General features: G+C 53.5%; 28 protein-coding genes. 22 read left to right on the forward strand and 6 right to left on the reverse strand.

Annotated features, from left to right (window positions below):
• The coding region (locus tag AC2FJ6_RS19615) for a hypothetical protein (protein ID WP_496669757.1) at positions 1-411 on the forward strand (411 nt) is incomplete at its 5' end.
• Between the two features lie 361 nt (positions 412-772).
• Positions 773-1,501 carry an SDR family NAD(P)-dependent oxidoreductase gene (locus AC2FJ6_RS19620; RefSeq protein WP_170775415.1) on the forward strand — a complete coding sequence of 243 codons (729 nt, stop codon included), beginning with the start codon at positions 773-775 and terminating at the stop codon, positions 1,499-1,501.
• A gap of 48 nt (positions 1,502-1,549) precedes the next feature.
• Here the strand turns inward: AC2FJ6_RS19620 and AC2FJ6_RS19625 are convergent, their stop codons facing one another.
• Complete coding sequence (locus tag AC2FJ6_RS19625; protein WP_170775417.1) at positions 1,550-2,305, reverse strand: N-acyl homoserine lactonase family protein; 756 nt, start codon at positions 2,303-2,305, stop codon at positions 1,550-1,552.
• Between the two features lie 41 nt (positions 2,306-2,346).
• On the opposite strand from AC2FJ6_RS19625, the gene AC2FJ6_RS19630 reads away from it, so the two are divergent.
• The 13 genes from AC2FJ6_RS19630 to AC2FJ6_RS19690 all read left to right on the forward strand — a co-directional run bounded on the left by AC2FJ6_RS19630 (position 2,347) and on the right by AC2FJ6_RS19690 (position 14,015).
• On the forward strand, positions 2,347-3,465 hold the full coding sequence (locus AC2FJ6_RS19630; RefSeq protein ID WP_496669759.1) for a pyridoxal phosphate-dependent aminotransferase: 1,119 nt from the start codon (positions 2,347-2,349) through the stop codon (positions 3,463-3,465).
• Between the two features lie 188 nt (positions 3,466-3,653).
• A complete protein-coding gene (locus AC2FJ6_RS19635; RefSeq protein WP_170775422.1) occupies positions 3,654-4,127 on the forward strand; it encodes a DUF427 domain-containing protein in 474 nt (157 codons plus the stop codon).
• Between the two features lie 6 nt (positions 4,128-4,133).
• Positions 4,134-5,453 carry an ABC1 kinase family protein gene (locus tag AC2FJ6_RS19640; protein WP_170775424.1) on the forward strand — a complete coding sequence of 440 codons (1,320 nt, stop codon included), beginning with the start codon at positions 4,134-4,136 and terminating at the stop codon, positions 5,451-5,453.
• 229 nt (positions 5,454-5,682) lie between these two features.
• Positions 5,683-7,197 (forward strand): FAD-binding domain-containing protein, encoded by a 1,515-nt coding sequence (locus tag AC2FJ6_RS19645; RefSeq protein ID WP_170775525.1) that lies wholly within the window; start codon positions 5,683-5,685, stop codon positions 7,195-7,197.
• A gap of 2 nt (positions 7,198-7,199) precedes the next feature.
• The gene (locus AC2FJ6_RS19650; protein ID WP_414478958.1) at positions 7,200-7,331 is read left to right on the forward strand and encodes a DUF2256 domain-containing protein; all 132 of its coding nucleotides are present in this window, start codon (positions 7,200-7,202) and stop codon (positions 7,329-7,331) included.
• Complete coding sequence (locus AC2FJ6_RS19655; RefSeq protein ID WP_170775427.1) at positions 7,328-8,572, forward strand: FAD-binding domain-containing protein; 1,245 nt, start codon at positions 7,328-7,330, stop codon at positions 8,570-8,572. Before AC2FJ6_RS19650 ends, AC2FJ6_RS19655 begins: the two co-directional genes overlap by 4 nt.
• 3 nt (positions 8,573-8,575) lie before the next feature.
• Positions 8,576-10,075: a cryptochrome/photolyase family protein gene (locus AC2FJ6_RS19660; protein WP_496669760.1), complete on the forward strand. Its 1,500-nt coding sequence runs from the start codon at positions 8,576-8,578 to the stop codon at positions 10,073-10,075.
• 15 nt (positions 10,076-10,090) lie between these two features.
• Positions 10,091-10,636: a YdeI/OmpD-associated family protein gene (locus AC2FJ6_RS19665; RefSeq protein WP_170658304.1), complete on the forward strand. Its 546-nt coding sequence runs from the start codon at positions 10,091-10,093 to the stop codon at positions 10,634-10,636.
• A 277-nt stretch (positions 10,637-10,913) separates the two neighbouring features.
• On the forward strand, positions 10,914-11,417 hold the full coding sequence (locus AC2FJ6_RS19670) for an aggregation factor core (RefSeq protein ID WP_170618907.1): 504 nt from the start codon (positions 10,914-10,916) through the stop codon (positions 11,415-11,417).
• Positions 11,418-11,430: 13 nt separating this feature from the next.
• Positions 11,431-11,883 carry a TspO/MBR family protein gene (locus tag AC2FJ6_RS19675; protein WP_170574953.1) on the forward strand — a complete coding sequence of 151 codons (453 nt, stop codon included), beginning with the start codon at positions 11,431-11,433 and terminating at the stop codon, positions 11,881-11,883.
• Positions 11,884-11,894: 11 nt separating this feature from the next.
• The gene (locus AC2FJ6_RS19680; RefSeq protein ID WP_170618905.1) at positions 11,895-12,449 is read left to right on the forward strand and encodes a CIA30 family protein; all 555 of its coding nucleotides are present in this window, start codon (positions 11,895-11,897) and stop codon (positions 12,447-12,449) included.
• Between the two features lie 263 nt (positions 12,450-12,712).
• Positions 12,713-12,883, forward strand: coding sequence for a hypothetical protein (locus AC2FJ6_RS19685; RefSeq protein WP_496669762.1), 171 nt, complete (start codon positions 12,713-12,715; stop codon positions 12,881-12,883).
• 370 nt (positions 12,884-13,253) lie between these two features.
• Positions 13,254-14,015: a hypothetical protein gene (locus AC2FJ6_RS19690; protein WP_496669763.1), complete on the forward strand. Its 762-nt coding sequence runs from the start codon at positions 13,254-13,256 to the stop codon at positions 14,013-14,015.
• A gap of 38 nt (positions 14,016-14,053) precedes the next feature.
• On the opposite strand, the gene AC2FJ6_RS19695 is transcribed toward AC2FJ6_RS19690, so the two are convergent.
• From AC2FJ6_RS19695 to AC2FJ6_RS19715, 5 genes are all read right to left on the reverse strand, one after another.
• Positions 14,054-14,503, reverse strand: a complete 450-nt coding sequence (locus AC2FJ6_RS19695; protein WP_170775435.1) for a MarR family winged helix-turn-helix transcriptional regulator — start codon at positions 14,501-14,503, stop codon at positions 14,054-14,056.
• Positions 14,493-15,593, reverse strand: a complete 1,101-nt coding sequence (locus AC2FJ6_RS19700; RefSeq protein ID WP_496669764.1) for an Acg family FMN-binding oxidoreductase — start codon at positions 15,591-15,593, stop codon at positions 14,493-14,495. The genes AC2FJ6_RS19695 and AC2FJ6_RS19700 overlap by 11 nt, the downstream gene beginning before the upstream one ends.
• Before the next feature lie 214 nt (positions 15,594-15,807).
• Complete coding sequence (locus AC2FJ6_RS19705) at positions 15,808-16,485, reverse strand: GntR family transcriptional regulator (RefSeq protein ID WP_170775439.1); 678 nt, start codon at positions 16,483-16,485, stop codon at positions 15,808-15,810.
• Positions 16,482-17,513 (reverse strand): Gfo/Idh/MocA family protein, encoded by a 1,032-nt coding sequence (locus AC2FJ6_RS19710; RefSeq protein ID WP_170775441.1) that lies wholly within the window; start codon positions 17,511-17,513, stop codon positions 16,482-16,484. The genes AC2FJ6_RS19705 and AC2FJ6_RS19710 overlap by 4 nt, the downstream gene beginning before the upstream one ends.
• Positions 17,510-18,598: an isocitrate/isopropylmalate family dehydrogenase gene (locus AC2FJ6_RS19715; RefSeq protein ID WP_170775527.1), complete on the reverse strand. Its 1,089-nt coding sequence runs from the start codon at positions 18,596-18,598 to the stop codon at positions 17,510-17,512. The genes AC2FJ6_RS19710 and AC2FJ6_RS19715 overlap by 4 nt, the downstream gene beginning before the upstream one ends.
• A 135-nt stretch (positions 18,599-18,733) precedes the next feature.
• Between AC2FJ6_RS19715 and AC2FJ6_RS19720 the strand changes: the two genes are divergently transcribed.
• Genes AC2FJ6_RS19720 through otnC form a run of 7 tightly spaced genes read left to right on the forward strand, consistent with a single transcriptional unit; the run spans position 18,734 to position 25,057 of the window.
• Positions 18,734-19,741 carry a Bug family tripartite tricarboxylate transporter substrate binding protein gene (locus AC2FJ6_RS19720; protein ID WP_170775443.1) on the forward strand — a complete coding sequence of 336 codons (1,008 nt, stop codon included), beginning with the start codon at positions 18,734-18,736 and terminating at the stop codon, positions 19,739-19,741.
• Positions 19,742-19,798: 57 nt separating this feature from the next.
• On the forward strand, positions 19,799-20,548 hold the full coding sequence (locus AC2FJ6_RS19725; protein ID WP_170775445.1) for a hypothetical protein: 750 nt from the start codon (positions 19,799-19,801) through the stop codon (positions 20,546-20,548).
• 4 nt (positions 20,549-20,552) lie between these two features.
• Positions 20,553-22,064, forward strand: coding sequence for a tripartite tricarboxylate transporter permease (locus AC2FJ6_RS19730; RefSeq protein ID WP_170775447.1), 1,512 nt, complete (start codon positions 20,553-20,555; stop codon positions 22,062-22,064).
• Positions 22,064-22,351, forward strand: coding sequence for a putative quinol monooxygenase (locus AC2FJ6_RS19735; protein ID WP_170775449.1), 288 nt, complete (start codon positions 22,064-22,066; stop codon positions 22,349-22,351). The genes AC2FJ6_RS19730 and AC2FJ6_RS19735 overlap by 1 nt, the downstream gene beginning before the upstream one ends.
• Positions 22,348-23,145 carry an N-acyl homoserine lactonase family protein gene (locus AC2FJ6_RS19740; RefSeq protein ID WP_170775451.1) on the forward strand — a complete coding sequence of 266 codons (798 nt, stop codon included), beginning with the start codon at positions 22,348-22,350 and terminating at the stop codon, positions 23,143-23,145. The genes AC2FJ6_RS19735 and AC2FJ6_RS19740 overlap by 4 nt, the downstream gene beginning before the upstream one ends.
• Complete coding sequence (gene otnK, locus AC2FJ6_RS19745; protein ID WP_170775453.1) at positions 23,142-24,419, forward strand: 3-oxo-tetronate kinase; 1,278 nt, start codon at positions 23,142-23,144, stop codon at positions 24,417-24,419. Before AC2FJ6_RS19740 ends, otnK begins: the two co-directional genes overlap by 4 nt.
• Entirely contained in the window at positions 24,416-25,057 is a 642-nt protein-coding gene (gene otnC / locus AC2FJ6_RS19750) for a 3-oxo-tetronate 4-phosphate decarboxylase (RefSeq protein ID WP_170775454.1), read from the forward strand. The genes otnK and otnC overlap by 4 nt, the downstream gene beginning before the upstream one ends.
• The last annotated feature ends 232 nt before the right edge of the window (positions 25,058-25,289 follow it).

Here is a 25,289-nt window from a genome sequence, read left to right on the forward strand (position 1 = left end):
GTTTCACAACTTCCGCCCGGTTTTCAGGCGAAGGTTGATCTGGCGGCACAAGCCTGCGCGGAGTTCAACAACGGTCAATTTCACATTGATTGGGGCGCGGTTGAAAGGATCGATCTCGACGGAGATCTACAACGTGACTGGGTTCTGAATGAGTCTGGTTTTGCGTGTTCAAGCGCCGCCTCTCTTTACTGCGGAACTGGCGGATGTATGTCGCACTTTTTGGTAAATGAAGCGGTACACTCGTTGCTCAATCAGGGCTGGACGGTCGTTGGCTTGGGGCGTCAAAGCGTTGTCGTCGCAGATATTCATGGATCCAATTGCGACGGAATAAACCCAACGCCTTGCGTCACGGCCAGTGTTTGGGATCGGGACACTAAGACTTGGCGCTCGTCTGCTGGCGATTGGGAGTAAATTGCATATGGTGACCCCAGATAAGCCTGAGAGCCCTTAAGATTGTACTGTTTCGTGATAAAGGTGCAAAATCAGTATTCAAATCACCTTAAGAGTCCATCGATCCCCATATATACCGCAGCAACCGTTCTGTAAGTGAAGGTGAGCATTCACGAAATGAGGACAAGGTCTCTAGTACCGCAGCGCGCCCAAGTGTCGGCAATGCGCAGAAATCGGATTTTACACAGTCTAGCTTGAGCCCACGACGGACGTGGGTTGAATTCAAGCAGAATTGACTTTCGCCGCTTTCGGATAAAAGGGTTGCGAGTTTTTTTCCTTAATTCGAAGTACCCCAAATTTGGCCAAGGTTGGAGGAGTTACCATGAAGACAGCGGTTGTGACCGGCGCCGCGGGAGGGATGGGGCAGGCCATCTGCCGCCAATTGCAGACAAACGGGTTGCATGTGATTGGTCTGGACCTCAAAGAAGAGTGTCTGAACGAATTGGCGTCAGAATTTAGTTCGGACTTCACGCCTATCTCAGTTGACTTAACGGATCCTTTGGCCGTGGCTCAAACGTTTGAGCGCATTAGGACAGCCCATGGCGGTCTGGATGCTTTGGTAAACAACGCTGGCACCTGCTTTATGTCTGACTTCCCGCACATTCCGTCCGAGGAACTCGAAAAGCAGATGGCAATCAACTTCAATTCTGCATTCCATTGTTGCCAGCAAGCGGTCCAATTGATGTTAGAACGCGAAGGCATCAAAAAGATTGTAAATATCTCATCGAACGGTGCTTACAATTTCGATGTGTTCGACCCTCCGCACTACCGCGCGTCAAAAGCAGCGATGGATACCCTAACAAAAGACCTCGCCCGTCGATACGCAAAGGATAAAATCTGTGTAAATTCTCTGGCACCTGCCATGACTGAGACACCGTTGTTCAATGTCTTGACCGAGGAAGTCTTGAAGAAAGCCGTTAGTGCCATGCCACATGGTCATGCGATGCTACCTGAGCAAATCGCCTCTTGGGTTGGTTTTCTCATTTCACCGGCAGGGGACGTTTCCAGTGGGAATGTGATTATTCTGAACCAAGGGCGCGACGTCAGATAATTCTTTGGTGCGACATCACTTTCCGGAAAAATGGTCCAAGGGGTGGGATCAGCTGTAGACTTCTGGTGCTTTCTTCAGAACAGCCCACTGCTTTGGACAATGCCCATAGATTACAAAGGCATCTCGCTCGGATGCAAGACGCATCAACCTGTCTGCGCTGGCAATTGCTGCATCTTCGTCCCAAGACCCGGCAAACTTCTCGTCGATTTCTGCTGGTCGGGAAATCGCATCACTGGTCAATAAAATCGCCCCCGACGGAAGATCGACCATTACCGCGATCTGGCCAGGCGCATGACCGGGTGCCATCAAAACGAAGATACCTGGCCCAATCTCTACGTCGTCATCAATAACCAGGTAATCCTGCTCGGGCCATTCCATCGGCCGCATATCGCCCCAATACAAGGGGCGAGGTAAGGCTCGCTCGGCAGAGGAGATGAGAATGGGACTGTTTGGAAAGTCGCCCAATGCACCGATATGGTCGATATGGGAGTGCGTACAAATCTGTAATGTAATGTCTGACGGAATAAGCCCGAGTTTTGCCAGCTGTGCGCGTGGCAGATTATCTGGTTCGCACTTCAGAACCTCGCCAAACTCGAACAATCGATCTTCTTTAACCGCGGCGTCGGTATCAATGGCGTATTTTTCAGGAAATCCAGTGTCGATGAGTATTGCTTCTCCCAAATCTGTTCGGATCAGAAACCCGCAGATACCTATGATGCGGCCAGTGGAATGGACCTTGAACAGCCCGTAGTCCAAAACCACAAGGTCAATCGGTCGCCCTTTGACAAATCCTTCTGCTTGCACAGACTCTCTCCCTGATTGACTACAAAGATTTTGAGTAGAGCATGAAAGTCAAGATACACACACTTTTTCAATACCTACTGGATACCACGGAAGCGGATCCAGAGGCTTTCGTTGGGTTTTCCTTGTCCGAGTCGCCGCGTTTGGGTGAGTTCATGGATGCGCTGGATCCAGCGCTGCCGTTGGATTGGAACCAAAAGAGCTTTCGGGGTCTGCCTGCTTTACGACGGCATGTTTTGGACCGCGCCGGCTTGTCTGAAGTTTGCAAGCCAGACGACGTTCTGATCACCGCCGGCGCCGCGGAAGCCAATTATCTTGCATTCATGCAATTGGTCCAACCGGGCGACGAAGTCGTAACGGAACGCCCGGGCTGGCCACAAGCGGGCGTATTGGCAGAGGCAGTTGGCGCGACGCTAAAAATTGTCGACCGCGAAGAGAGGGCTGGTTGGGTATTGCCGCTCGACAAAGTTGAGGCCGCAGTAACAGCGCGCACGCGGCTCATCTTTATGACCAACCCCAATAACCCCACCGGGCAGTTGATGACACAAGCAGAGCTGGAAAGGCTTGTCCAAATCGCAGATCGCGTAGGTGCATGGCTGGTTGTTGACGAGGTTTACGCGGGATTGGAGTGGGACGGGTCCCGTGCCCCTTCTATTGCTGGTTTGTATCCAAGGGGTATCACGACGGGCAGCGTTTCCAAGGCACTGGGGCTCCAGGGGCTACGCACCGGCTGGATGATATGCCGTGATTCAGATCTCATTTGGGACGCTATTATTCTGCGGGAAAACTCGAGCGAAATTATGAATATTCTTGGCGAAATCATCGCCGAAATCGCCTTGAGGTCTGACCGATATAATCAGGCTTTGAAAACTGCACGGGCAGCTGGGATGAAAACGTTGGAACGCCTGGATAGGTTTGTTGCCAATCAGCCCAACCTCGATTGGGTCAAACCTCAGGCTGGATTAATTGGTTTGGCACGGCTCAATGGGATTGATGGCGACGTGTTCGCCAAACGCTTGCTCGCCGATCCCTATCGGACATTTCTACTACCGGGTTCGTCTTACGGGATGCAGAACCACATCCGACTGGGTGTGGGGGGAGGTGCTGCTGCCAACCTCGACCTTGGCCTAGAGCGCATGGGCGAACTATTGGCAAACTGGTAGATTTAGGACACACATTTCGACGGTTCGGGCTGCAAAGTCGGTCAAATAACGTTGCCCGTCCCAAATTGACACTAAGCCCTATTTTGGTGCAAGTTCACCTGCCATACGCTGAAAGCTCTATCGCTAGATTAACGCTGTCGGCGCGCTAGTTCGAAGATGGAACAACTGATTCATAACCAAGGTTCGAAATGACAGGTTGGACAACTGAAAACGTCCAAGACTATCCGCGACCACCTGCGCTGCGGGCAGTGCCTCATCTAGTGCGGATCGAGCTCGGCGGTCAAACAATCGTGGAAACCGATCAGGCGTTTCAGGTTCTCGAAACCCACCACGCCCCCACGTATTATATTCCGCCGCAAGACATTGATGCCGTTCTGACAAAGGCCTCGGGTAGATCATTCTGCGAGTGGAAGGGTGTTGCGAGCTACTGGGACGTTCAGAGCGGGGCAGCTGCGGCTAAGAAAGCTGCGTGGAGTTATGCTGCACCAACCATCAAATTTGAACGGATTAAGGGCTATCTCGCCTTTTACGCCGGTCTTATGGACGCTTGCTTTGTTGGTGAGTACCGGGTGATCCCGCAACCCGGGGACTTCTATGGAGGTTGGGTCACCGAAAACTTGAAGGGTCGCATAAAAGGCGCTCCGGGCACGGAATTTTTGTGAGTATTGATGACCGACCCTAAATCCTCACCAACCCCTTTGGCAGTTCCTACAAGCCGTTTGGTCCGTGTTGCCGGTTTAAGCAGCATGACGGCAGGCATTGCGGGGAACATGGCAGCACGCGCCCTAAGGGAGATCGGTCGCGGCGCGCGACCCGATATGCGTGGTTTGTTGATGACACCCGGCAACGTGACACGAGTCGCGGATCAACTCGCTCGCATGCGAGGCGCCGCGATGAAGGTGGGTCAGTTGATTTCGATGGATGCAGGTGAGGTCTTGCCGCCTGAACTGGCTGACATCATGGCGCGTTTACGAGATCAGGCGCATTTCATGCCACCGAAACAATTGCGTGACGTCCTGAACCGAGCTTGGGGTGCAGATTGGCGAAAATCCTTCAAAGATTTTAACGTTAGGCCCATAGCGGCAGCGAGCATTGGGCAAGTACATCGTGCGACATTGAAAGACGGGCGCGACGTGGCGATCAAAGTGCAATATCCCGGTATCGCGCGCAGTATCGACAGCGACGTGGCCAACGTTGCCACTCTGGTTCGCATGTCAGGTCTGCTTCCCCAAAGCTTTGATCTGGCTCCGTATATCCAAGAGGCGCGCAGTCAATTACATGAAGAAACGGACTATGAACGCGAGGGGCAATATTTGCGCTGTTTTGCTGACCTATTGCAGGGCGATGAAGCGATTAAAATCCCAGAGTTCTATGCAGATTGGAGCACGCCAGAAGTTCTGACGATGTCCTTTCTGGAAGGTTGCCCTATCGAGGCCGTGAGTGATGCGACAAGCGAGGAACGTAATCGAGTCTCAGAGGCCTTGGTCAATCTCACGCTGCGGGAGGTTTTTGAGTTCGGTATGATGCAGAGCGATCCAAACTTTACCAATTACCGATACAACCCATCCAATGGAAAAATCGGTCTCTTGGATTTTGGCGCGGCACGCGCACTGCAACCATCTGCAATAGATGGATACGTGGATTTGTTGCGCGCCGGTTTGCTTGAAGACGGCGCGGCGCTTCGAAAGGCTGCCATACAACTGAAGCTTATTGAAGGTGATGGCCCATTTGACGACCGGATCCTCGGAATGATCCGCGGCGTTTTCGAAGCAATTCTATCTGCGAATGAATTTGATTTCTCCGACCGAACGCTTTCCCACCGCCTGAACAAAGAGAGTATGGCCCTGGTCGAGGTCGGCTATATCCCACCCCAGGTGCCAATGGACGTTCTTTACCTTCAGCGAAAGATTGGAGGAATGTTTCTGTTGGCCACTCGATTGAATGCCTCGCTGCCCGTGAAGATGCTGCTTGAAAAGTACGTCATCTGAACTGGCCCAATTCACTCAAAACCAACAAGCCGAACAACTACAAACCTGCGTCACTGATCAGCGTGACCAACCCAAGACGAAGTGTGAATACGGCGCGAATGTTGCCAAACACGGATTCGAGAACGTCTTTGAAGAGCCAAGGCCGCGTCCACAGCGAAGTGGAGAGGTGGTTGAAACAAAGATCCAATTTCTGTGGCCATACGTACAGTACTTGAAGAACGGAGGTATCGTGCAAGTCGTTTGGTTCAAACGGGATTTACGGGTAAATGATCATCCGGCACTTTCGCAAGCGTCTGAGGTCGGGCCAGTTCTGCCACTATATGTTGTTGAACCGGAGCTTTGGCAACAACCCGACGCGTCAACACGGCAGTGGAACTTTGCTGCTGAGACAATCGCCGGATTTCGAAAAGACCTTGGGGAACTTGGCCAGCCTCTTGTTGTGCGCACCGGGCAGATTGTTTCGGTCCTATCCGAGTTGAAGGATTGTGGTCTAGTCGACGTACTTTGGTCACACGAGGAAACAGGGAACAATTGGACGTATCAGCGGGACCTTCAGGTCGCGGCTTGGTGCAAGGATCATGGTGTGCATTGGCACGAAGTGCAAAACCACGGCGTTTTTCGCAGGCTCAAGTCTCGCGATGGCTGGGCGGAACAGTGGGACAGGTTTATGGCATTGCCCGTTTCGTCACCAGTTGCGCTTAAACCAATCGACATAGAACTAGGGTATATTCCCACGGCGCGCGACCTCGGCTTGCGGGATGATCTGTGCGTTGGTCGTCAAGCCGGTGGACGAGCTGCGGGTTTGGAGCGGCTGAACAGCTTTCTGACCTACCGAGGCAAAAGATACCAACGCGAGATGTCCAGCCCTTTGGAGGGAGCCGTTGCGTGTTCGCGGCTATCACCCTACCTGGCTTGGGGCGCGCTTTCGATGCGCGAGGTAACACAAGCGACAGAAAAGCAAAGACGCAGATTGCCGTCGCAAGCAAAGGACTGGCGCAAATCGCTGCGCTCGTTTTCAGGCCGATTGCATTGGCATTGCCATTTCATTCAGAAACTTGAGGATGAACCTCGAATTGAGTTTGAAAATTTGCATCGGCTCTACGACGGGCTTCGACCGAAAGCGCCAGATTGCGAGCTTTTGGCTGCCTGGTGCAAAGGCGAAACGGGATATCCGTTTTTGGATGCATGCATGCGGTCATTGCAAGCGACGGGGTGGCTCAACTTTCGGATGCGCGCAATGGTGATGGCCACGGCGAGCTATCATCTCTGGCTGGATTGGCGTGCCCCGGGTGAGCATTTGGCGCGCATGTTTACCGACTATGAGCCGGGCATTCACTGGAGTCAGGTGCAAATGCAATCGGGCACCACCGGCATCAATACCGTGCGCATCTATAACCCAGTTAAGCAGGGTTACGATCAGGACCCTGATGGGGTGTTCATTCGGACATGGTTGCCGGAATTGGCAAATATTTCGGATCAGCATATCCACGAACCCTGGACAGCTGAAAGCGCGCAGAAAATCGTTGGAACGGTCTATCCAGATCGTGTTTTTGACCATCTCGCAGCAGCCAAAGCCGCGCGCGAGCGGGTTTGGGATGTCCGCCGGAGCACTGAGTTTCGCGCCCAAGCGCAAGCCATCGCGGCAAAGCACGCGAGCCGAAAGACCAGGTGGACTGCTCGCAAAGATGCGCGGTCAGCTCAAGATCAAGAGCAACTCGACCTGCCTTTGGGTGACCAACGATGAGGATGCGGAAGAAAGCCGATTCGCCCCAGAAAATCTGCCCGATCTGCAAGCGCCCGTTCACCTGGCGCAAGAAATGGGAAAACGTTTGGGATCAAGTGAAATACTGCTCAAAAAAATGCAGGTCGGCCGCATGACCGAGATTTTTCCAGAACTTGCGGAAGCGAAAGAGACGATCAGTTTCAAGCCCACACGAACCAATGGCCTTAAAAGGCTGAAGCAGTTCGTAGGACGCGCCGGTCGGCATTATGCAGGTAAGCGGAACTACGATTTAGGGACCGATCAACGCAGCAATGTATCGGGTTTGTCACCTTGGGTGCGCCACCGTTTGATAACGGAACAAGAGGTACTGGCAACTGTACTAGCGTCACATAATCCCGACGCGGCGGAGAAGTTCGTTCAAGAAGTGTTCTGGCGCACTTACTTCAAGGGCTGGCTGGAACAGAGGCCCAGCGTCTGGGCACATTATCAACGGGATCTGTTGAGCGCTTTAGAGCGACTAAAATTCGATCAGGGCTTAGAGATCCGTTTCAACGATGCAGTGAACGGCAATACCGGCATCGACTGTTTCGATCATTGGGCGCGGGAACTGGTGACGACCGGTTACCTCCACAACCATGCGCGCATGTGGTTTGCATCAATTTGGATTTTTACGCTCCACATACCCTGGCATCTTGGCGCGGACTTCTTTTTGCGGCATTTGCTGGATGGCGATCCCGCGTCAAACACGCTGAGCTGGCGGTGGGTCGGCGGATTGCACACGAAAGGCAAAACCTACCTCGCGCGACCCGATAATATTGCCAAATACACGCAAGGACGGTTTCAACCAAAAGGCCTCGCCAAATTTGCAGAACCGTTGACCGAGCCGGTAGATCACCCGCTCATTCCACTTTCTATCCCGCTCATTCCCGCAGACAGCCCTTATCTGTTGCTGTTGACAGAGGATGATCTGTCAAGCGACTGCTTAGTGCGGACATCGCCTGCTGCCGCGATTGGACTTTTGGCGACGCATGGTCGGTCTCCAAACCCGATGGGGGACGCCGCAAAGGATTTTGCCAAGGGCGCGATGAACAGCGCCCTGGAACCCTACGGAAAGCTTGCTCAGTCCGCCGAAGACTGGAGTGGTCCGTTGATCAAGGCAGCACGGAATGCTGGTGTCACAACCATTGCAACAGCCTATACGCCTGTCGGTCCCACTCGGTCACGATTGGATCGTGCGGAACCCTTTTTGAGGGACGCAGGCCTATCCTTGAATCGGATTCTTCGGCCTTACGACGCTTTGACATGGCCTCATGCAAGGGCCGGCTTCTTTGGTCTTCGAAAGAAGATCCCATCGCTTTTGAGCCAATTAAACCTGGCCACCCAACCAAGGCCATAGCCGGTGTCCACTGCCGCGCTTCTACTTCCCAACCAATTGTTTGCCCAGCACCCCGGTGTGGCCGCCCGACCCGACGCGGTTGTGCTTTTCGAAGACCCGCTTTTCTTTGGCGATGCGTTTTATCCTGCCACGATGCACAAGCAAAAGCTTTGGCTGCACCGAGCTTCCATGACGCGCTATCGCGATGGCTTGGTCGCAAAGGGATTTGATGCCGCGATTTGGCCCTTTGAGCGGCAGCCGGGCGCATGCCTGTGCCTGTTTCAAAGTCTGCGGGACCGCGGCATCAGCCATATAGTCATGGTTGATCCGGTAGACTTCATTGCAGAAAAACGTCTTCGGGCGGCGGCTGGCAGAACCGATATCACGCTCGATTTCCAGCCATCACCTGGTTTTTTGAACACTCGGGCCGACAATCAGGATTGGTTTGCCGGTCGCAAACGCTGGTTCATGGCAGAGTTCTACAAGAGCCAACGCCGCCGCTTGAATGTGTTGATGGACGGAGGTCAACCGGCGGGGGGACAATGGAGCTTTGACAAGGAAAACCGTAAGAAAGTGCCCAAGGCGCTGTTGGGCAGCCTGCCCTGGATCGACTGGCCTTCCCATGACGCGGTTGATGAAGCCGCGAAAGCAAGCGTACTTGCTGACTTTCCAGAAGCATTGGGCAGCTTGGATACGTTGTACTATCCGACATCACACAAAGCTGCGTCCGACTGGCTGGCGCAGTTTCTGGAACTGCGGTTTGATCACTTTGGCGACTATGAAGATGCCATTGTTGCCGGTGAAAGCTGGCTGTGGCATGCCGTTCTCACGCCAGCCTTGAACATTGGATTGTTGACGCCCAAACAGGTTTTGGACGCTGCGCTGGCGCATGCGGATCGCAAGGGTATTCCCCTGAATTCGGTAGAAGGTTTCGTCCGTCAGGTCATTGGCTGGCGCGAGTTTATGCGCGCGACCTATGAGAGCCTGGGTGTGCCGATGCGCACTACAAATCATTGGGGCCATCACCGCCCAATGCCCCGCGCTTTCTACGACGGAACCACTGGTATTGATCCGCTGGACGACACGATCGAAAGGGTGCTCAAGACAGGGTATTGTCATCATATTGAACGCCTCATGGTTTTGGGTGGATTTATGTTTCTGTGCGAAATTGATCCGGATCATGTCTATCGCTGGTTCATGGAAATGTTCGTCGACAGCTATGATTGGGTGATGGTTCCCAATGCCTACGCGATGAGCCAGCATGCCGATGGCGGGTTGATCACCACCAAACCGTACTTTTCGGGTTCAAACTATGTTCGCAAAATGAGCAATTGGGGCAAAGGGCCTTGGGCCGACATTTGGGACGGGCTTTATTGGCGATTTATCCTGAATCACAGCGATAGACTGGCTGGCAATCCCCGATGGGCGATGATGTGCCGTGCGGCTGAACGGATGTCGCCAGAGGCCAAGAGCACGCACATAAAGACGGCTGAAGCTTTTTTGCGACGGATGACACAAGCATGAACACTATGGTGGCGCGTGACTGATATTGAGGTCACATCCCGTGATCAACTGTGGGAGTGGGTGAGCACGCATTTTGCCAAACGTGATAGCGTCCGCCTGATCACGTGGAAGGCGGCACATCCGCAGAAATATGTCAGTCGGGACGAGGTGCTGGATGCGCTGATCGCGCATGGTTGGATTGATGGAAGACGATTTACAATTGATGAAGACCGGACGGCGCAACTGATCAGCCCGCGAAAACAGCAAGCTTGGTCCAAAAGCTACAAGGACAGAGCAGAGCGCCTTAGGCAAGAAGGCTTAATGCACCCCGCAGGAGAGGCGTCCATTAAATCCAGTAAGGCGTCAGGACTATGGAACTTCTTTGATGACGTCGATGCTCTGATTGTGCCAGACGATTTATCCGGTGAATTGGACCTGAACAAATGGGAGCAATTGCCCCCCTCTTACCGACGCAATGTCCTTCGCTGGATCAAGATTGCCAAGAACCCAACAACGCGCCAACGGCGGATCAACAAGACGGTCGAAACAACGCATGCTGGAAAAAGAATGCAGCAAATGTAGCGCCTTCTGGTTTGCCCTTTGTTTGCAATCGCAATCTGAGCTTTCGTAGTGAAAGCGTGTGGACATCAAATGAGCCTGTGTTGAAGACGACCGCGTTGTTGTGCTGTCCCATCAGATCTGGCCCGATGGTCTGGCGGACGTGGGGATCGATTTTAGTGCGGTGCATGGAACTTCGAAAGGCCCTGTCGGCTAAACCGCGATAATCAAACGGCATAAGTCTGATCCAAGAAATCCGCCGAAGCGTATCTATCAAGAACCCATTAGGAAGGAGATAAATATGCTCCCGAAGAGTATTCTTGCGGCGACCCTTGGATTATTTGCAGCCACTTCGCTTCAGGCTGGTGTACAAATTCGCTTTATAGAAGGCGCACCCAAAGACCGTTTTGTTCTGACAAACGTCGGAGCTTGCGAAGTAGAAGCCTCGACCGTCAAAATTGACTTGTCGCAATCTGCCGGACGTTTGATTTTCGACGTTACCGAAAAGGGTGCGGGTGTAGAGGTCTTCCAACCGCTTGAATTCGTTGAGGGTGTTGATGCTCTGCGGCAAATTCCAGCTGTCGTAGACGGGCAAGAAACAATTGAACTTGAGATCGCCTCCCTCGCAGCCGGGGACACACTCGCCTTTACCATCGATGTAGATGACACTATCGGGCAACGCGAAATCACCGTAACCGGGTCGGAGATCGAAGGCGCCACGGTGTCATATACTGATGCGGATAAGACCAGTACTGCGACCTTCTCTTCCGAAGCACTTGTCAACGTTTCGACCAAGGACTGCTGAAAGCTATCCTACAATGTCGAATTGGTTGATCCGCATAGCATTCCTTGCGCTTGTGGTGGGCGGCGGCATCCTGATCGGGGCACTGACTGCACCTGGCGAATGGTACGCGCAGCTTTCTAAACCGGCTTTCAATCCACCAAATTGGATTTTTGGGCCGGTCTGGACGGTGCTTTATGTCTTGATCGCTATGGCGGGTTGGCGCCAGTTCGAAACAGACCGAAGCTCGACCGCCATGAAGCTGTGGTGGGCGCAGATGGGTCTGAACTTTTTGTGGTCGCCAACCTTTTTCGTACTGCAACTGCCATGGTTTGCCTTTGTCGTCATTGTCGCGTTGTTGGCTGTCATCGTCATGTTCATAGCTCAGGTCAGGACTTCAGATCGGGTTTCCGCACTGGCCTCCCTGCCGTATTTTGCATGGGTCGCATTTGCCACGGCACTGAACCTTTCCATTGCGATACTGAATTGAGAAGGATCGATATGCGTGCCAACTTCATTGGGCTTGTTTCAGGTTTTGTTATCATCGGATGCATGATGGCGCAGGCTGATGTAAAACTGACTGAAGACTTCTCCAAGTCTCCGGAGACGCGTTGGGACTACGTTGCCGACACCGTCATGGGAGGAGTTTCTTCAGGGCAGGTGCAGTTTCGTTCGGAAGGTAATGTTGCATTCGCGCGGCTGACCGGAACCGTGAGTACAGTAAACAACGGCGGCTTCATCCAGTTCCGACGCAAGTTGCCTGATCGGCCAGGTACGGGTGTATCAGGCGTCAGGCTATTGGTCCGGGGCAACGGCGAACAATACTTCGTCCACCTCAGAACACGGGGTACGGTGCTTCCGTGGCAATACTATCAGGCCGCATTTGCAACTTCTAACGAATGGACCGAAGTTTATTTGCCTCTGTCAGGCTTCAAAGCTTCAGGTGCCATGTTGCGCGCTACTCCGGTTGCGGACGCAATCACCTCAGTTGGAGTTGTAGCGTACGGGCGAGAACACGAGGCCCGCGTAGATGTCAGCGAGATCGGTTTTTACTGAAGGCCTCCCAAGAGAGGGCCGTGGTCTTCCAATAGGTCTGCTTTACACCGCTTGAGATCGAGTTGTGCCAATGCCTGAACGCGGATGTGCAGTTCCTTCATTTTGGGTGTTGAACCTGTCTTTTCTGAGCGAACATTTGCAGCGTACGGCGTTCCGAAGAGACAACTCCACAGGCAGTTTTCAGTTAAAAAAACTTAATCAAAGCAAAATACATTCAGCAAAAGACAACTCCCACATGAAGCTCATCTAAAGGAGTGAGTATCATGAAGAGGATTGCAGCTTTGGGCTTTGTTGCCCTGACTCTATCATTTGTTGGCACTGGTGTATTTGCGGACTGCTATTTTAGAAACGATGCGGTAACCGGGATGGAGACGATCATCTGTGAGACAGACGGTGGCTTTTCCAGCTGGGGCACAATGATCGCCGAAGCTTGAGCGTTTCGGGGCATACCACTAAACTTTCTATTCATTAGCCTAAATCAGATCGAACTCTGAAATTGGTAACACTAAAGCCAAGGAACAATCAGCGCCGAGAGTGGTGACGCGACAAACCCTTCAATAATTGTTGCGCGATACGGGATCTCGGGTCTCGCTGCGATACAAGAAACTGCTCCGGTTCTTTGCCTTGGTTTGCGGCGCTGGATATTTCAAACTCACGCAACCTGGCGCCGATCCTTGGCGTTCTCCGTCCCTCTGACCCGGCAATGTGATGGCCTCTGTAGTTAGGAGATCAATCGTTCTTTGTATTGACCCATCACGACCCCGCCCCACCTTTCTAACTCAGTTAGGAGCATCCTGAGTGTTAGTGAGGACCACCGCCTTATTGATTTTTGCTGTGTCGACCCCGGCCACGGCATTGCAGTTGCGCGAAACAGGTCGTTACGAGCTCAACCAACCCGCAAGTCTTGACTACGATCCGACGTTTTGTGGCTTGTGGATCGCGAACGAGGGGCCCGAAGCAGTTCTTGTCACACTGCAAGGTGATGAGTTGCGCCGCATATCCAGCGATCTCTTCCGTATTAAAGCAATTGCTATCGAAGGGGATCACTTGTTGCTAGGCGACGGTCTCGGCAGCCTCCAACGTGTAACTACGGAAGGTGTCACTTTAGCAGCACCCTTTGAGCTTGAAGGTGGTTTTGCGGATACCGAAGGGATCGCAATCAATGCCCAGGGGCAGATCGTGACCGTCGAAGACGATCCCGAACGGTTGTCCTGGTTCACTTCAGAAGGCGTCCTTACGGCAAGGTTGGATACCATGAAGCTCTCTCCTCCCTTGAGTGAGCCGCAGGGCATCGCGATTGACCCGCGCACCGGTCACATGTTGATTGTTGATGACTGGGAAGGGTCAAACAGCTTGTATGAGTTTACGGCAGACGGCAGACTGCTCGCCCAGCAAAGTCTGTTGGAATTCGGCGTTGATCCAGAAGGCATCGCCATTAGGCTGGGATCTAACCAACTGTTCGTGGCATTCGACGGCGGCGCGAAGATTGTGACATTTGACTACACGCCCACCTTGCCAGCAGGATCACCGCCGCTTCCCCCGGGCGGAGACTGCATGATGTTCTAAGAATTTAGCTTTGTATTCAGGCTGAAACTGATTTTTGCCTAGTCTCGTTCGCTGTCTAAAGCTTCCCGAATGAGCGTAAGATTGGGTAGCGAATTGTGAAATGGGCCTGACCCGAGTTCTGATAATACCGGAGCCAGGGACTCGGACATCCGCTCCGTACAAACTCTCATAAACTCCGCGCCTTGCGGCGTTGACCGGGCAATTTTGGAGCGCTTGTCGTTGGGGTTGGTTTCAAGGGTGATCAGCGCATTGTTTTCAAGGCTCGCGAGCATGTGCGTCATCGACGTTTTGGGCACTTGAAACGCGTTCGATAGCTGCAGCGGAGTTTCTCCCTCGGGACGCCGGACCAGATGTCCTAATACTCCAAATTGAGTCGCTGTCATTCTTCCGGGCAAGAACGCTTCGAGCTTGGTCGAGATCAACTGATTGATGATCCCGATCTCGGTGAAGAACCGGTAGACTTCGTTGGTCTCATCTTCAGGCTTCATTCAGAATTCGGTTCTCCAGTGGCCAGCGGGGTGTGGCAATTGGCTCGGGTCCATATCCCAAACGCAGCAACATTTGCACCGTGTGGCCCGGTGACGCAAGAAGCTCATGCGCCAGAGCGTATTCATTGGCCATCTCAGGATACTCCTGAAGGGCCTGACTGACCGGATGAACGCCCAGGCCCATTTCGGTTGTCTTCAGATAAAAACGCATCAACTTACGTCCTGTGTCAAGTTGGTCCGTTCGAGTGTTGGTGGCAGTCGTGAGGACTGCGTATTGCGGCGTCGCGTCTAGCATAGCGAAGTAGCCTCGCATGTGAGACTGAGTGCCTGGGTGGTCAACATTCATAAGGGTCTCATTGTCTAACAGGCCGGAAAGACGCAGCGCTTCCAGCATGGAATCGCGTAATTCAATCCCGTCGGGATTGGCGTTTATTTCTGCTTTCCCGATCCGCATGAGGTCGACGGATTCTTTCAGGGTCTGCGGTGTTCGCATTTCGATTTCGAAAGCGCGTTTCGTGAGGTTTCGAACACTCACCACCAAATCTTCATCGGTAATCAAAGTTGCATAGTTGCCAAGCGTAGACACTTGATCGGCAGAGAGGCGCTGTTCAGTGTACGGTTCTTTGTTGGAATGCCGTTTGAGGATTTGATCTGAGAGTGGATCGGGCGCTCCGCCAGGAACAAACACTGCTTCTGCGATAGGTCCGTCATCTCCATTTGGCAGTATCTTGACCTCGGTATCAAATCCCTGTGCACCTGCCGCCAGGACCATCGTCTCAACAAATGCGCCGAGGCCAATATAGAGCTGGCGGTGGTAAGGATCGGTTTCCGGAAGCTCGCGATCAGTATCGCGGTGGATGCGAACCTTGTCTTGCCCAACCAACTCGACGAGCCAAGGTTGCAAGTTGTGTGGGTTGGGGGCGAGAATTGCGTAGGACAAAGCGGCTTTGCGTGGGTCTTCGTACGGTTTTGGCGTCCACGGAGCCAGCGCGTCATGCGGCGTGCGTGTAGCGAGGAACGCAACCGCACCCGTTGCCGCCAGAATTGTGCCTCCGCCTAGAATCTTAAGAAAACGTCTTCGATTTGGCATCTTGACTCTCCAATAGTACGATATCGAACTAAAATAATGCGAAATCGTACTATTGCAACCCCAATCGATGCAATGGTTGGTTGAGCGACTAGAAAGAAGAAATCAGAGCAGCCGGAGGCAACTGCGGGTTGCCGTGGTAGACAAGCACTCGGAGCGCCTTCAATGCCAAAAACAGGCAGTTACTTTAGCTGACTAAAGACCGGATACGAGTCGGTCAGAGGCTGTTGAGCCGATGTTTTTCGAGTATCCCGCAAAGCATAGCCTGTGCTTGCAGCCTATGTTCACGGTGACGTTCACGGGCGGTATCTGGACGACCTTCACTGATCGCTTGAAAAACAACCCGGTGATCTTCATTGGATTTGACGGGCAGGGGCCTGATGAACAACGTCGTTGCGCGCGCGCGACGCACCTGATCGCTCATCATGGCGACAATCGCTTCGACACGTTTGTTGCCGCCCAACCGAACAAGCTCCTGATGAAACAACTCGTCGGCCTCGGCCCAGGCTTCAAGGTCTTCGGCTTCGATGGCTTGGTCCATCTTTGCAATTGATCCGGCAAGTACCGCCAGTTCATCTTCCGAATAACCCGCTTCGGCAGCGCGCTGCGCTGCGAGACTCTCGAGTTCCGTTAGGATGTCGTAAATTTCACGCATGTCATCTAATGAAACAGGCAATATCCGCACGCCCTTGCGGGGCCGCATCTCAAGCAAGCCCTTACTTTCCAACATCAGCGCAGCTTCCCGTATCGGGGTGCGGGACATGCCAAGTGTCTCTGCGAGTTCCGATTCCAGATGGTCAGTTCCGGCAGCTAGTTCGCCAGACAGGATCATCTGTCGCAAATCCCTAACAGCGCGTTGGGTGTTGGAAAGAGTTTTTGCGTCCTGATCCTTCACGGCGTCTCCAGGTTGATCTTTCGTCCCTCCGCAGCTGAAAGGTAGATGCTTTCTTCGATGCGGATCACGTCCAAATAGTCTCGGGCCGTATTTTCCAGCGGCGTGCCCTTTACAAGGCCTGAAACGACGTGACTTTGCAAGGCGTGTACGCAGTCTCCTCCAAACCCATCATGATCGCTGGGGGGGAGAATCTGCTGTTTCTCCCGTTTCCCAAAGGCGCGAAGGTCAACTGAACCGTCACCGTTAAGAAACAGTGATCCTTCGCTTCCTTCGATGAGAGCCTCACCCATGGTTTGACGCAGGTTTTCGGCACTGTGGTCAAGGCACCTGTTCCCATCGAACAGGGCTTTCAAGCCCCTAGGGTGATCAAACAAGATGAAACCTGCATCCTCGCCCGAGATAATGGGATTAACTCGGCGCAAGTCCGCATAAACTGCACTGGGCGCATCGAACAAAAATCTGAATGTATCTACCCAGTGAACCGCTGTTTCATGCACCAGAAAACGTGGCATGTCCTGAAAGTACGGCTGCCGGTCAAGGTATGCATGCGGTCCCTGTCCGTCGCCAGGCCGAAGCCGGAAAGTCGCTTGTAGCGGTGTCCCAATTCGACCCCCGGCCACTGCCTCTTTGATAACGCGATACCAAGGCTGGAAGCGAAAGTTCTCGTGTACAATGATAGTTGCGCCTGCCAATTCAGCCTCGGAGACGATCTTCTCCGCTTCAACTAGAGACAGGCAGAATGGCTTTTGGCAGATCAACCACTTTATTCCAAAGCGCAGTGCTGTTCGGATGGCGTCGGCCTGCGCCACTGGTGGTAGGATGATGTCCACGAGATCAGGTTCTTCGATCTCCAACATTTTCGACAGATCGTCATAAGCCGTCAGTCCTGTTTCCTTCGCCTTTTTTATATCGCGGTTGCAGGATGCTACCGGAATAACACCGGGCATTCGGGACCAGCTTTCGTAGTGGAATCTGCTGAAATACCCTGCACCCACACACGCGACCCTGATTGCTTGTTGAGTATTCATGTGCGCAACGCTTCCAATACCGATGAGGCTGCGTCCTGCGTTCCGGCGGTGCCACCTAGGTCACGCGTTAGGTTCTGTCCGTTCGCGGTCACCTTTTCCACGGCTTCACGCAATCGTTCGCCGTCGTTGGACAGGCCTGGGTGATCATGGGTCAAACCCAACCATTCAAGCATCATTGCTGCGGACAGAATCATCGCAAAGGGGTTGGCAATACCCTGTCCTGCAATGTCTGGAGCGGAACCATGGCAGGGTTGGAATACAGCGTGATTCAACCCGATATCCGCTGACGGAGCCAGTCCAAGACCGCCCATAAGACCTGCACCAAGGTCGGAGAGGATGTCTCCGAACATGTTCTCAGTGACCAAAACATCGAATTCCCAAGGTTTTTGAACCATCCACAGAGCCGTTGCATCAACATAAGCGTGGTCTGCCTGCAATTCGGGAAAATGGTCGGCTTCCGCATCAAACATCGATCTGAAGAACGCAAAGGCGCGGAATACATTGGCTTTGTCGACACATGTAACTCGACCCCGGCCGCGCCCGGTTCTTTTGCGGTTCTTGGCGAGTTCAAACGCGAAACGGAACAGTTTTTCGGACACCTCACGCGTGATCAGCAGAGTTTCACGTGCTTCGTGTTCAGTAACTTCACCAGTGCCTTGGGTAAAGAACAGTCCTTCTGTGCTTTCGCGTATCAAGACAAAGTCGATCTCTTTTTCGGGAGGCAGCGCCAAGGGGGTCATTTGTCCGCTTCTTACTTTCACTGGTCGCACACCAGCGAAAAGTCCCAGTTGCTTTCGCAGATCAATCTGCGGTGAGATCTCGGTTCCGTCTGGGTATCGAACATCCGGCAAGCCCATTGCAGACAGCAGAATCGCGTCAGCATTGCGCGCGGTTTCGAGTGATCCAGCCGGAAACGACTCTCCAGTTTTGGCATAGTGGCCTGCGCCCGCCGAAGCATCTGTAAATACCAGCTCGTAGGTGGAACTGCTGCGTGAGAGCTCACGCAGGATTTCAAGCGTAGGGGCCATAATTTCCGGGCCGATCCCGTCCCCGTGGAACACCGCAACATCGTACGTTTTTTTCATCTTAGCCCGTATCCTTCCCGTTTCGCATTCATAGCGCGATAGCAGCATTTACTACAGCACGTTGACAATGCATTCTGTAACGTATACGCAAATAAATGCAATAATAAACGCAAAGCTGTTTGGGAGGACTTGGAAATGAAACTAAAGCTAGGGCGGTTCGCGGCCGCAGCCGTGATGGCGACCGGTGTTGCAGGCGCAGCTGTTGCGCAGGATTACCCCTATCGTGATATCACCACAGCTGTGGTCTGGGGGGCCGGTGGCGGGACCGATACGATCAACCGTATGATCATGGCCGAGATGGAAAAACACCTCCCGGTCTCGATCAATGTGATCAATCAAACAGGTGGTGTCGCAGGCTCCAACGGGATGGTCTATGTCATGAACCAACCAGACGATGGTTATACATTGGTTGGTCTGTCAGAGTCGAACGTCACCGCTGCTGTGCAAGGTGGTTGGGATAAGAAATTTGATTTTTGGTATCCGTTTATTGTTGGCGGATCACCTGATCTGATCTCGGTTCCGGCGGACAGCCCTTACAATACTCTGGAAGAACTGGTCGACGCCGCGAAAGCTGCTCCTGGCACTATTCCAGCGGCGGCTTCCGGCGCAGGTTCGATCCACCACTTGAACCTTCTGGCCATAGAAAAAGGGTCCGGTGCAGAATTCAAGTTTGTTCCATACAAAGGCTCAGCGCCAGGGCAGGAAGCAGCGATAGCGGGGGAAGTTGCGTTGGTTGTGACTTCACTGGCTGAACAGGCTCCGTTGATCGAAGGCGGTCAACTTAAACCGCTTGCTATGTTGACGCCCGAGGACGCGCAGATCGCAGGAGCAACAGTGCCATCTGCCTTTGGCATTTATGACGGTCTCGATCGGTATTTGCCGCTCAAGCAGGCCATCGGGTTTGCTGTTCACAGTTCCGCCGGGGACGACGTAAAGGCCGCGCTTGGTGATGCCTTCGAGCAAGCGATTGCCTCCGACACCGTCGCTGAATGGGCCTCTGCCAACAATTATGATGTCGGTGGTCAACACGGCGAAGAAGCTCAAGAGCTGTTTGCCAACCTCGAAGCTACCTTTGCCTATACCTTGCAAGATCTGGGCGCTGCTACGGTCGATCCGGCCTCGCTAGGTATCGAGAAGCCATAATCCGATCACTTTTGAAAGGGCGCGCCTGATCGCGCCCTTTCCCTCGGGAGGCAGGCAATGGACAATCCTGGCGAAACACTGGTCATGCGGACGCGCGACTTTTGGGCAGCAATTGTCCTCATAACAGTGTCCGTCTTTTTCCTTTGGAAGACGTTGGACATTCCACTTTGGGGTGAAAACCGCGCAGGTGTAAGTGGATCGGATTGGTACAACTCGGCTGCAATTGTACCGCTGTTTATCTTCGGAGGGTTGCTTGTGTTGTCCTTCGTCTTGCTAGCCATTTCGATCCGTTCAGGTGGAGCTCAAAACGCGCTTAGCGCTGTGCGTATCGGATGGGATAAGTCGGAAGCCTATCGAGCTTCAACAATAGGCCTGATCCTTCTTGCATATGTCTTCGGGCTCGTTCCCAGAGTGGACTTCATTCTGTGTTCTGGGTTGCTGATTACAGCTTTGACTTACGGCTACTACGGAGGTCATGCGCGGCGTGCTTTGGTGGCGTGCTTTGCAGTAATTGCTGCAGGACTGTTTGCCTTCATCGGCTTTCCGGCACAGATGGATTGGAATGCGCACGGCGATGATTGGTTCACGCTGATCCTGTGGATCGTATTGACGCTGTTGGTGCTGGCCAAAGCGACTACCGAACGCGTTTTGCGCTACGTTCCATTGGTGGCAATACTTGCCCCGCTCATCCTCGTTTGCGCGATGGCCTTTGTTTTCCGGCAGAACGTGCCCGCGCGCGGAGGGCTGATCTTCAAGCAAATCGAATACCACTACTACGTGACGCTTCGTCCGCTATGGAAAGAATGACCGGATGGACTTTATCCTCTCGCAACTGGCTGGGTTTGGGACCGCATTCTTGGGCCTGGCAGTAGACCCGCTGACCTATCTGTATCTGATCGTTTCCGTGTTCCTGGGCATCACGTTCGGCGCATTGCCCGGCCTTACGGCAACCCTGGCTGTGACGATCCTGACGGGTTTCTTCGGCAACAAAATCCCGCTCGACTATTCGCTCATCGCTTTGCTCGGGGCCTATGTCGGCGCGATTTACGGCGGCTCATATCCGTCTATTTTGCTGAACATTCCGGGCACGGCAGCCAGCGCGGCGACGGCGATGGATGGCTACCCTCTGGCCAAAGCGGGTCGAGGGGGCGAAGCACTAGGGCTGACCACAACGGCCAGTTTCATTGGCACAGTTATCGGAACCATCACGCTTTTGATTTTTGTCTGGGCGCTGCTTTTGGTTTCAAAGAACATCGCAAGCCCAGAGAAAGCATTGCTGGCCCTGTTCGGCATTTTGCTTTCTGGCACTTTGATGAGCGAAGACCTGGTGATTAAGGGATGGATCGCCGGTCTGATTGGGCTTGCGATGTCCATGGTGGGCCTCGACCCTCTGTTGTCTGAGCCGCGCTATACTTTCGGTTGGTCTTATCTGATGAGCGGGTTTCAGGTTGTGCCAGTTTTGATGGGGGCCTTTGCCATTCCCCAAATCATTGACGGTTTGAGGCACGTTGAGGCCGGGAAAGTTCTGGCCCTGAAAGGCCGCATTCTTCCGAACCTACGCTCCATCCGACGCTACCTGCCCACCATTGGCCGGTCAGGAGTGATTGGAACTGGGGTAGGAGCGCTTCCTGGCGTCGGCGAAGATGTCGCCGGTTGGGTCAGCTACGGTGTTGGCAAGACCGTTTCTGCCGAGGGCGACAAGTTTGGAAAAGGGTCATTGGAAGGTCTGCTGTGCTCTGAAACAGCAAATAACGCCTGCATTGGGGGCGCGCTGATCCCGCTTTTGGTTTTGGGCATTCCCGGTTCACCACCCGCCGCGGCTTTGATGGGGGCTTTCAAGATCAACAACGTGATCCCAGGTCCGACAATAGACCCCGAGATCATTCTGCGCGTGGTTGCAATTTTAGTGCTGGCCTCCCTGACAATGTTCTTAATGGGCCTGTTCACTGCTCGGGTCTTTATTAAAATACTCGCCATCCCGCAGACCATCTTCTTGCCCGTCGTAATGGTTCTGACAACCATTGGGTCTTTCAGCGTTGGTGGTGGCATCAATGATCTCTACCTGATGCTTGGAGTAGGCGCCGTTGCCTATTTCATGAACCTGATGAAATACCCAATCGCGCCGTTGGTGATAGGCGTTATTCTGGGCAGCCTGTTTGACGAAACCTTCCGTCGGTCGCTGTTCCTGTCGGATGGGGATCTTTCGGTCTTCTTTTCTCGGCCTGGTGCGGCCATTCTGCTGGTGCTCAACATTGGTCTGATCCTCAGCCAACTGCCCTTCGCAAAGCGCGCTTTTTCACGTTTGAAAGGACTTTCTGTCTGATGTTTGTAGTCACTGTCACTTTCACTCTCAAACCCGGTAAGAGAAGCGCTTTCTTGCCGCTGATGGTAGAAAACGCTTCAACTTCTTTGCGTAGAGAACCCGGATGCCAGCAATTTGACGTATGTCTCGGCGACGATCCCGAGACAGTTTTTCTCTATGAGGTTTATGATGACAGCGCGGCGTTCTCTGCCCACCTAGAAAGCGCGCATTTTCAGTCCTTTGATACGGCAGTGGCTGATATGATCGCCACCAAGGTTGTTCACCAGTATTCCGAGGTCATCCGATGAACGATTGGGAAATCCATGCCGTGAAATACGCGGATCGCAACGCCCGGACGCGAGCTGATAGTTTCATCATCGATGATAATCATGACGCGCCTCATGCGATGGATTACTTCGTTTGGGTGCTCAAACGCGGCGACAAAGTCATTCTGGTCGATACTGGCTACGATTCCGATGAGGCCGCCGCCCGTGATCGTCCCATCGCGATGGATCCTCGCGAGGCGTTGCGGCCCTTAGGCATTGCGCCGGATGCGGTGACCGATGTCATCGTGACCCATCTTCACTATGACCACGCTGGGGGGCTGCATATGTTCCCAAACGCGAAGTTGCATATGCAGTCGGCGGAAATGGCCTTCGCCACCGGCCCTTGCATGTGCCATGACCACCTACGTGCGCCTTTCACGGCTGGCCATGTTTGCGAGGTCGTAAAGCGTCTCTTTTCAGGCAAGGTCGTGTTCTACGATGGAGAGGCTGAGATTGCAGATGGGGTTACGGTGCACTGCATCGGTGGGCACTCGCGCGGGTTGCAATGCGTTCGCGTTAGAACGGCAGCCGGGTGGATGGTACTCGCCTCTGATGCCTCGCATTATTATGAGAATTTCATGGCGCGCAAAGCTTTTCCTATCGTCGTCGATTTGCAGGACATGATGGATGGCTTCAAGACACTCGAGAGGTTGGCCTCGCATCCTAGGCTTATCGTGCCCGGCCACGATCCACTTGTGCGTGCGGTATATCCCGTAGGCGCGGCACCCCATATCCGTAGGCTGGATCCAGGGCCGACGCGGGACATTGAACTATGAAAATCGGTGTCATAGCGGACGACTTCACTGGTGCGAGCGACATTGCGAATACCTTGGCGAAGGGTGTTGAGCCGGAAGGTGGGTTACGAACAGCTCAATTTCCAGGTATTCCGACGACCCCAGCCAACGAAGAGATCGAAGCGGGCGTCATCTCGCTCAAGAGCCGCACTGCACCGGTCAAGGAAGCCGTTGCAGACAGTTTGAGTGCCTTGAGGTGGCTCGTGGACCAAGGATGCCAGCAGTTCATCTTCAAATATTGCTCGACATTCGATTCCACGATGGAAGGAAATATCGGCCCCGTTGCGGAAGCGTTGGCCAACGAACTGGGCGCGCAAAAAGTGATTTTCTGCCCGGCCTTTCCGACAACGGGACGCACGGTCTATCACGGTCATCTTTTTGTGCTTGGCAGGCTGTTGAACGAGTCCGGGATGGAAAATCACCCCCTTACTCCGATGATGGATGCGAACATCAGGCGTTGGTTGCAGCATCAGACCGAGGAAGCGGTTGGGTCGGTGCCAGTTGACACCGTGAAGCAAGGGCCAGAGGCGATTGCTGATTCATTGCGGAACGCGGAAGAACGATTTTTGATTGGCGATGCGATTTCGGACAAAGATCTGTTGGCTTGGGGCGAAGCTCTAAAGGATGCCGAACTCATCACCGGGGGATCGGGCATAGCATTGGGCTTAGCACGAAACTTCTTGGGAGAGACTTCATCCAAAAGTACTGGCAGCGAGTTCACCGGTTTCGCTGGGCCTGCCGCGATCCTTGCCGGGTCGTGCTCGGGTGCGACCCGAGAGCAGATCAATGTGCATGCGGAATCCAATCCGACGTTCGCCATCGATGTTCCGGGTGTTATGTCCGGGGATGTGACCACACAAACGCTTCTGGATTTCTTCGCAGCGCATTCGGGGCAGGCTCCGCTCGCGTACTCGTCGGGAAGTCCTGATGATGTGCGTGCGATCCAAAGTCAATTCGGTCAGGAAGCTGTAGCGGACAGGCTGGACAATCTCTTTGCAGATACTGCGCGAGAGCTTGTTCAGAAGAGCTACAAGCGATTGGTGGTGGCAGGAGGGGAAACCTCGGGAGCTGTTGCCAAGGCCATTTCTGAAGAACTCGGGTCACCTGCCATGTCAATTGGGCCAGAGATCGACCCGGGTGTGCCAGTCCTAAGCGTTGGAAAAACTAAACCTATTGCGCTGGCTTTAAAGTCTGGAAACTTTGGCGCTTCAGACTTCTTTGCAAAAGCGCTCAGAATGATGGAGGCAGGCAAATGAGTTCGGATGAAACGGCGCTGCGGCAGCAGATGTCAGAGCTGTGTGCCTCGCTGTTTGCGCGTGGCTTTTCCGTTGGCACAGCTGGCAATGTCTCGGCACGACTTGATGACGGAATCCTCATGACACCAACCAATTCGACCTTGGGCGATATCGACCCCGAGCGCATCGCCAAGATTGATTTGGATGGGAACCATGTCTCCGGAGACAAGCCGACCAAGGAGGTATTTCTGCACCAAGCCTTCTATGAGACGCGGCCAGAAGCTGGAGCAGTGGTGCATCTGCACTCGACCTGGGCAACTGCACTGTCGTGTCTGGAAGACACCGATCCCAATGACTGTATTCCACCGCTTACACCATACGTCGTAATGCGAGTAGGCACGGTCAAACTAGTTCCATACATCAAGCCGGGTGATCCGAAATCCGGTGATCTGATCCGCGAACTGGGTGGCAACTATAGTGCGGTTCTGTTGGCCAATCACGGACCTGTCGTATCGGGAAAGGACCTTTCCTCGGCGGTCTGTGCAGCAGAAGAGTTAGAAGAAACAGCCAAGCTGCTCGTGGCTTTGCGGGGCCTGCCAACCCGGATGTTGGATGCAGCACAAGTCGCAGAACTCAAAGAGACTTTCGGAAGGATGTAGTCGAACACCGAGAGGGAGTGTGCAATCTTTTGGTCAAATCGAGCAAACTAATGCGCAAGTACCACGCAAGTTATGGGCGAGAAGACCTAAATTTAATGAATAAAATCAATATTATGAGCGCAGTGTTATGCGCGCCTACAGAAAATGTGGGATTGCGCACAACACTTCTCGCATCCAATATGTCTGCGTAGTTTGCCCAAGATTTTGCGCTGCGCGATTGTCTGCCTTGGCG

This window comes from Ruegeria sp. CDSA089, from assembly GCF_059612205.1.